General features: G+C 28.1%; 6 protein-coding genes. 5 read left to right on the top strand and 1 reads right to left on the bottom strand.

Translation table 11 applies throughout. The features are described from left to right. Positions 1-110 precede the first annotated feature (110 nt). Positions 111-824, bottom strand: a complete 714-nt coding sequence (locus tag CLPUN_RS14205; protein ID WP_077847915.1) for a ferric reductase-like transmembrane domain-containing protein — start codon at positions 822-824, stop codon at positions 111-113. 274 nt (positions 825-1,098) lie between these two features. Here CLPUN_RS14205 and CLPUN_RS14210 point away from each other — a divergent pair, with 274 nt between their 5' ends. The 5 genes from CLPUN_RS14210 to CLPUN_RS14230 all read left to right on the top strand — a co-directional run bounded on the left by CLPUN_RS14210 (position 1,099) and on the right by CLPUN_RS14230 (position 7,675). After that, positions 1,099-1,536, top strand: a complete 438-nt coding sequence (locus CLPUN_RS14210) for a MarR family winged helix-turn-helix transcriptional regulator (RefSeq protein ID WP_077847916.1) — start codon at positions 1,099-1,101, stop codon at positions 1,534-1,536. A 2-nt stretch (positions 1,537-1,538) separates the two neighbouring features. Continuing rightward, positions 1,539-3,788: an ATP-binding cassette domain-containing protein gene (locus CLPUN_RS14215; protein WP_077847917.1), complete on the top strand. Its 2,250-nt coding sequence runs from the start codon at positions 1,539-1,541 to the stop codon at positions 3,786-3,788. Positions 3,789-3,893: 105 nt separating this feature from the next. Beyond that, positions 3,894-5,426, top strand: coding sequence for a sigma-54-dependent transcriptional regulator (locus CLPUN_RS14220; protein WP_077847918.1), 1,533 nt, complete (start codon positions 3,894-3,896; stop codon positions 5,424-5,426). A gap of 96 nt (positions 5,427-5,522) precedes the next feature. Further along, positions 5,523-6,851 (top strand): MATE family efflux transporter, encoded by a 1,329-nt coding sequence (locus tag CLPUN_RS14225; RefSeq protein WP_077847919.1) that lies wholly within the window; start codon positions 5,523-5,525, stop codon positions 6,849-6,851. A gap of 263 nt (positions 6,852-7,114) precedes the next feature. Further along, positions 7,115-7,675: a TetR/AcrR family transcriptional regulator gene (locus CLPUN_RS14230; RefSeq protein ID WP_077847920.1), complete on the top strand. Its 561-nt coding sequence runs from the start codon at positions 7,115-7,117 to the stop codon at positions 7,673-7,675. Positions 7,676-7,905: the final 230 nt, after the last annotated feature.

The raw sequence follows: 7,905 nt of genomic DNA on the forward strand, positions 1-7,905 counted from the left end.
AGTATGTACAGCAAAAGAAGGACAACCTCATATATCTAGATTGGGTTCTCCTTCTTATATATAAATTTCTATATTATTTATAAAATCTCTTATTTAGTCCTATTTATAAATTAAACATTTGGACTAAGACTTAATTTACTTTTTACTTTAATTTCTTTATCTCTCACAAATTTGTATATACGTGCCACAAAGTATCCTCCAAATATCAAAGTGTAAATTAATACATCAAATAGCCTCCCACCTTGGATTTTAGGTATATATAGACACATAACATGAGCATATATTAACCCATAAAAAACATATGCAAACCTTTGAATTGCTTTCCACTTTTTAAATGGAATTCTTTTTCTAACACTCGGAAATGAAGTTATCATTAATGGAAGCATTATAGTAATTAGAACTACTGATATTATTGATGCTATTAGCTTAAGCCAAGTGAACGAAGTAGGATTTGTAAATAATATTGCAAAATTTGTTATCCCATATAAAACATTATGCCCTAATGTTAAAATACATGCAATTATTGACAGTTCACCACGTATACTTAATAATTTTTTAGTTATATTCATTTTCTTATTTAAAGCACCCGTATACATTACAATAGTAAATAAAGCAGTTGAAACTGCACTTCTTGAGAAAATTGATACAACATATTTATTTATATCGTTAGGTACTTTACTGCTTAAATTTAATTCAAAATATAAAACAAATCCTATTGCAATTATTCCCGATATTATATAAAAAATATTTGAATGTCTTTTTATTTGTTTATGAAATAAAACAATGAAAATAGACATAAGTAAAATGGAAATTAATATTAACACTAACTTTATCCTCCTTAATTGGTTATATTTAATAACAAAATCAATTCTATCACAAATGATAATGATTTTCAATATCTTTTTTATTTCGTTTCTAGGTTTCATTATTCCTCATAAAGAAATTGCTTTTTTAACTTCTTGAAATAGTAAATAAATCTAGTTCCTTTCCATGCAAACTTTATTAAAAATAATTTCCATATTGCAATCATTTAATTGAAATGCTAAAATAATTTCTGAAAAGAAACTATTTTATTAATATTAAGGAGGTCCTTATTGCATGAATAAACAATTATATAATTCTAAATTAGAAGAAGGCTTATCAAGGCTTCAATGTGAACTTGTTACTGAAAGAAACAAGATAAACACAGAAAATATTTCTTGGTTTCAGTATGATTTATTAGAATCTCTATATCGCACAAATGGAAGCCGTCCTGCAGAATTAAGTAATAGCTTAAGCGTTTCACGATCTAAAATATCTAAAGGATTAAAAACTCTTAAAGAGATAGGCTATATAAGACAGGAAAAAAATAATTCTGATGCAAGAGAACTTAAAACAGAATTAACCGATAAAGGTTTCAAATTTTTGAAAGAAATACAAAAGGGACATGAACATTTAGCTAAAATTGCATCATCTACCTTAACTCCAAATGAACAAGCACTTTTTGCCAAACTATGCCTTAAAGTAAGCAAAGTTTTTGAGGAAAGAAGGAACTAAATATGACAAGAGAAATGATTGAAATCTTCCATGCAAATGAAAATAATCTTAAGGATATCTCAGTAAATATTCCAAAAAATAAAATTACTATAATTACTGGTCTATCTGGTTCAGGAAAGTCTTCACTAATTTTCGATACATTAGCTGCTGAATCCCAACGAATGTTAAATGATACATATTCCTCTTACATTCAACAATTATTACCCCACTATGGCAGACCTAATGTTGAAAAAATTAATAATCTTCCAGTTTCTATCATTATAGATCAGAAGAAAATAGGTGGAAATGCACGATCAACTGTTGGTACCGTCACTGATATCTATACCCTATTACGTCTTCTCTTTTCTAGAATTGGAAAACCTTTTGTTGGTTACTCTATGAATTTTTCTTTCAACAATACAAATGGTATGTGCTCTCACTGCCAAGGATTAGGGGTTATTAAAGATATTGCTATTAACAAACTAATAAATTTCAATAAAAGTTTAAATGATGGTGCTATTCAATTCCCTACCTTTCAACCGGGTGGATGGCGATTAAGCCGTTATACAGAATCTGGCTATTTCGATGTTAAAAAGCCAATTAAAGATTACTCAGATTTAGAGCTTAATACTCTATTCTATCAAAATGAAAAAATCCCCGATAATCCCACAAACAATTGGCATAAAACAGCAAAATATATTGGACTCATCCCAAGAATCAGAAGCTCTTTTATAGAAAAAGAGCAAAAACAATATAAAAAAGAGCTTGAGCAGCTTGTTGATGAACAAATTTGCTCCCATTGTAATGGAAAACGTCTTAATGATACCATTCTATCATGCAAAATTGAAGAAAAATCAATTAGTGATTGTGCTGACATGCCGATAAGTGAATTGAAATCTTTTCTTCAAATACTTCAAGAATCCAAAGTTCAGACAGTTATTGATGATATTCTCAAGCGTTTAAGTACATTAGAAGAAGTTGGATTAGATTATCTTACATTAAATCGCAAAATTAATACCTTATCTGGTGGCGAATCTCAACGTATTAAAATGTCAAAACATTTAAATAGCAGTCTTAGCGACATTCTATATATATTTGACGAGCCTAGTATTGGACTACATCCCTACGATATTGCTGGTATAAATAATATATTCAACGGACTTAGAGAAAAAGGGAATACAGTTATAATCGTCGAGCATGATCCTGATGTAATAAAGATAGCAGATTACATTATTGATATGGGACCAGGATCAGGAGTTAGTGGTGGTAATATAACTTTTCAGGGAACATATCACCAGCTATTAAATAGTAATACTACTACTGGTGCTGTCTTATCTAAAAAACATAATATAGCTTCAACAAATAAAGACTTTTATGATTTCTATGAAATTAATAATGCAAAAATGTTTAATTTAAAGAATATCTCTATAAAAATACCTAAAAATGCCTTAACAGTAGTAACTGGAGTAGCTGGTTCTGGTAAAAGCACATTAATAACTCGTCTTTTCCGTAATAAGTATCCAAACAGTATACTTTTAGATCAAAAAAGAATTTATACCTCTTCTCGATCAATATTGGCAACTTATATAGGTTTTTTTGATAAAATTAGAAACATCTTTAGTAAAGTAAGTAGTAAATCACCTTCATTATTTAGCTTTATTGGAGACGGTGCCTGTCCTTTGTGCAAAGGTAAAGGTGTAATAAAAACAGATTTAGCTTTTATGGATGATGTGGAAGAACCTTGTGAATTATGTGAAGGAACACGATACAAACAAGAAGTATCAAAATATAAGTATGCTGGATATACAATAAGTGATATTCTTAAGCTCTCAATTGATGAGGCTTTAGAAATTTTTATAGATAAGGAGCTTAAAAAAATATTAAATACTGTCTCTGACGTAAACCTAGGTTATATTAAACTTGGTCAATCTCTTGATACTATGTCTGGTGGAGAACTTCAGAGATTAAAAATTGCTGTAACTCTTTTAAATAATACTGGCGAAGTTTACATATTGGATGAACCAAGCACAGGTTTACACGAATCAGATATAACAAAATTAATACAACTATTTAATAAATTAATTAATAAAGGAAAAACTGTTATTATACTAGAACATAATTTAAGTATAATGTGCTATGCTGACTGGATCATTGATTTAGGTCCATTAGGTGGATTTAATGGCGGCGACCTTATATATATGGGATATCCAAATGGTATTACAAAATGTTCTTCATCTTTTACTGGAAAAAGATTATTAGAATACATATCTTAAAAATGTATTAGATAAACTTTGAAGCTAATGTTCCGCAAACTTTTACTTTAGTAAAGTTAATTTTGATATAATAGGACTGTAAATAAATAAATGGAGATTATAGTTATGAATATGAAAATTCTTTTTATAGCACCTTATTTAGGATTAAAAGAACTAGTACTGTCAATTTTAGATGAGTATAAGGATATACAGATAGATGTATATCAAGGAAATTACGAAAAAGGACCAACGCTTCTAAAGAAACTACATGCCGATGAAAAATACACTGCAATTATAACAAGAGGTGGCACCGTTGAAACCTGTAAGAAGATTACAACAACGCCTATAATTGAAGTTTATATAAATGCTTTTGATATTCTTAGGATTTTAAAATTATCTGAAGGCTATAATGGAAAGAAAATATTCTTAGCTTATCCAAGCATTGTTAATTCATTTAAACAGTTAAGTGAACTTATGGGATATTCCATGGAGTCACAATGTTATTTTGAACATAAAAATATAAGAAGTATAATTGAATATCTAAAAAAAGAAAACTATGAACTTATCATTGGAGATAATATTGTATATGAAACCGCACAAGAACTAGGAATAAACAGCATATTGCTTACTAGCGGAATAGAAAGTGTAAGAAGTTCTATTGAAGAAGCTGTTAGATTATGCAAAGCTCTCTCTAAACATAATGAACAAATTATTGAATCTGATTACTATATAGATAATCAGAAAATAAAAGAAGATAATGTAGATAAATTTATAACAATCTTTAATAGCAATGAAATATCACCAAGACTTATAGATACAGTATTTCCCCAGACAATTTTATCTCAAATATCAGAGCTTAGTAATACATCGCTTGCAACTATTATAATTGGTGAAGATGGAATGTGCAAAAGTGATGTTGGTTACTTATGCTGTTGCTTTGGCCCTCAAAAAAGAAAAAGTCTAGTATGTGTAAGCTGTTATTTGATGCCAGAATACTATAACTATAGTTTATTAGATAGTATTATAATGAAGTACTTATGGAATGATGGAGGAACTTTATTTTTAGAAGATATAGACCAATTATGTAAAGAAGGACAAAAAAAGATAAGTACTATCTTAAAAAAGTTAGCTAAAAACAATAACATTAAAATAATTGCCTCTTCCGAGTTACCTATAGAAATCTGTGTACAATCTGGGAAACTACTAAAACAGCTTCGTTCAATCTTAGATGAAGTAAGAATAGAACTAATGCCTTTTAACAACTATACAAGTGAAATCACTAATATGATAAGCATGTATCTCTCTAAATTAGATGTAAGATGTGCAAGCCAAGTTGTCGGAATAAAAGAAGGAGGAATAAAATTATTATCAGATTACCATTGGCCAGAAAATATTAGACAGTTTATGAGAGTAATAAATCAATTAGCACTAACATGTAATGGTTCATATATTACTCAAACTGAAGTTGAAGTTGCTCTAAAAAAAGAACGTGCTAATCATCAGCAGGCTAGCTTAATACCTGTTGATCTTAGTGGAAATTTAAAAGAAATTGAAACTCGTATTATAAAACATATAATGGCAGAGGAAGGAATGAATCAAGTAAAAGTTGAAAAAAGATTGGAAATTGGACATAGTACATTGTGGAGAAAGCTAAAATAATTTCATAATGAAACGAATTTGATATTTCACTTATTGAAGCTGTCCCAATCACTTTAGTATAATAACTAAGGAAAAAATACTAAGGAAGTGAAATATATGATTAAAGATATGACAAAAGGTAACATACCAAAGCATCTGATCAGTTTTTCTATACCTTTAATACTGGGAAATCTGCTTCAATTAACTTATAATGCAGTAGATTCTATAGTTGTAGGAAGATTTTCTGGAACAGATGCATTAGCAGCAGTTGGAGCAGCTAATCCTATAATGAATATTGCTATTTTAGGGATAACAGGTATATGTATCGGCTCCTCAGTGCTCATGAGTGAATTTTTTGGTGCTGGAAAATATGAAGAATTGAAAAAAGAAATATCAACTACTTTAATATTTGGATGTTTTTTTTCTTTGTTAATTGTAGTACTTGGTTTGATTTTTTCAAAAGGAATATTAAGTCTTCTTGGAGTACCAAATGAAATTCTTGATTCTTCAACACTCTATCTTAGAATCATATTTGTTGCAATGCCATTTACATATTTATATAATGCAGTATCAGCGGCTATGAGAAGCGTTGGCGATTCCAAAACTCCAATCAGATTTTTAGCAATTGCATCTATTTTAAATGGATGCCTTGATTTTGTTTTTATAGGTGGCTTAAACATGGGTGTACTTGGAGCAGGTCTTGCAACAGGAATTGCAGAAGCTTGTTCTGCACTTTTCTGCATAATTTATATATATGAAAAAGTTCCATTGTTAAAATTGACTAAAAGTGATATTAAAATTGACATGAATCTTTTAAAGAAAACACTTCAACATGGTTCTATAACAGCATTACAACAGTCTTGTCAGCCAATTGGAAAGTTACTAATACAAGGTGCTATTAATCCATTAGGCGTCGCTGCTATTGCAGCATTTAATGCTGTAAACAGAGTTGATGATTTCGCATTTACACCACAACAAAGCATATCTAATGGAATGATGACATTTGTAGCTCAAAATCGTGGTGCAAATAATAAAAAGCGTATTAAAGATGGATTTAAAATTGGATTATGTGTAGAATTTTGTTATTGGATATTAATTTGTATAGTTATTTTATGTTTAAAAGAACCTATTATGAAGTTGTTTGTTTCTTCCGAAGATACAAGTATGATTAGTTTGGGAGTTCATTATTTAGGTCTTATGGCATTTTTTTATCTACTTCCAGCATTTACAAATGGTGTACAAGGTTTCTTTAGAGGCATGGGAAATATGAAAATTACATTAGTTTCTACATTAATACAAATATCATTTAGAACAATATTTGTATATGTATTGGTTGCACATATACAAATGGTTAGTGTTGCTTACGCAAGCCTTATAGGATGGATATTTATGTTAGCTTATGAAGTGCCTTATTATTTCATATACAAAAGAAAAAATGATTTATAAAAAAATTAGTTTAAGAAAATATTAAATGGAAATAATAGATTTAATGTTCCCATTTCAAACAGGATTATTTTTATTGAAACTACTTACATTTTCAATGTGTGTACATTGCAATAGCAAAATTATAGATTTTGACTGTAACTTATGATATTAATTATGGATAATTTATTTAAAAAATTTTTTATTTGACAATATATTATTTAATCGTAAAATATTATTTATACAAAATTTTTAGTAATTTGTTAATTAGTAAGGGAGAAATCTAAATGAATGATCAAATGAAAGACAGACGATATAGACGTACTCAAAATCAGCTTACAAAGGCTTTAATTGACCTTTTAAAAAATAAAAATATTAATCAAATATCTGTTCGTGAACTCTCTGAACTAGCTGATATTAATAGAGCTACTTTTTATTTACATTATAAAACACCTCATGATTTACTAATACAACTTGAAAATAATATTTTTAATGTAATTTTTACTTCATATGAAAATCATAATATTATGGCTCAATATGATTTTTTACTATCAATTTATAAATGTGTAAATGATAACCATGAATTATTATTAGTCCTTCTTAATCCAAATTCAGGTAGTACCTTTTGGGATAAATTGAGTAATTCAATTAAGAAACATCATAATTTCTTGTGGTCACCCCATTTCAATTATTTATCTAAAGAGGAACTTAACTATTTTGGCGCTTTTATCATAGATGGTTACATTTCTGTAGTAAAATTCTGGCTTTTAAATGGAATGAAAGAATCACCTGAAGAAATGGTTGAATTATCAAAAAGATTTCAATACAAAATACTTCCCTCAAATTAGAAATACATAAATATAATTTTTAAGATTAACAATTACTAAAACATATTTAAATTTTTAATCTAAATTATCTATTAAAAATAAATTTAATTTAGATTTTATATTTATAGCAAACTTAATATACCTCTTAAATTCTAACTTATAAAAGTGCTTAATATTACTTTTTTATGAGTTGGAATTTTTTATTTATAATTTCATAACATACATATTAATATTTTTAAATACATATTTAT

Source organism: Clostridium puniceum (assembly GCF_002006345.1).
In the GTDB taxonomy this organism is placed as follows: Bacteria; Bacillota; Clostridia; order Clostridiales; family Clostridiaceae; genus Clostridium; species Clostridium puniceum.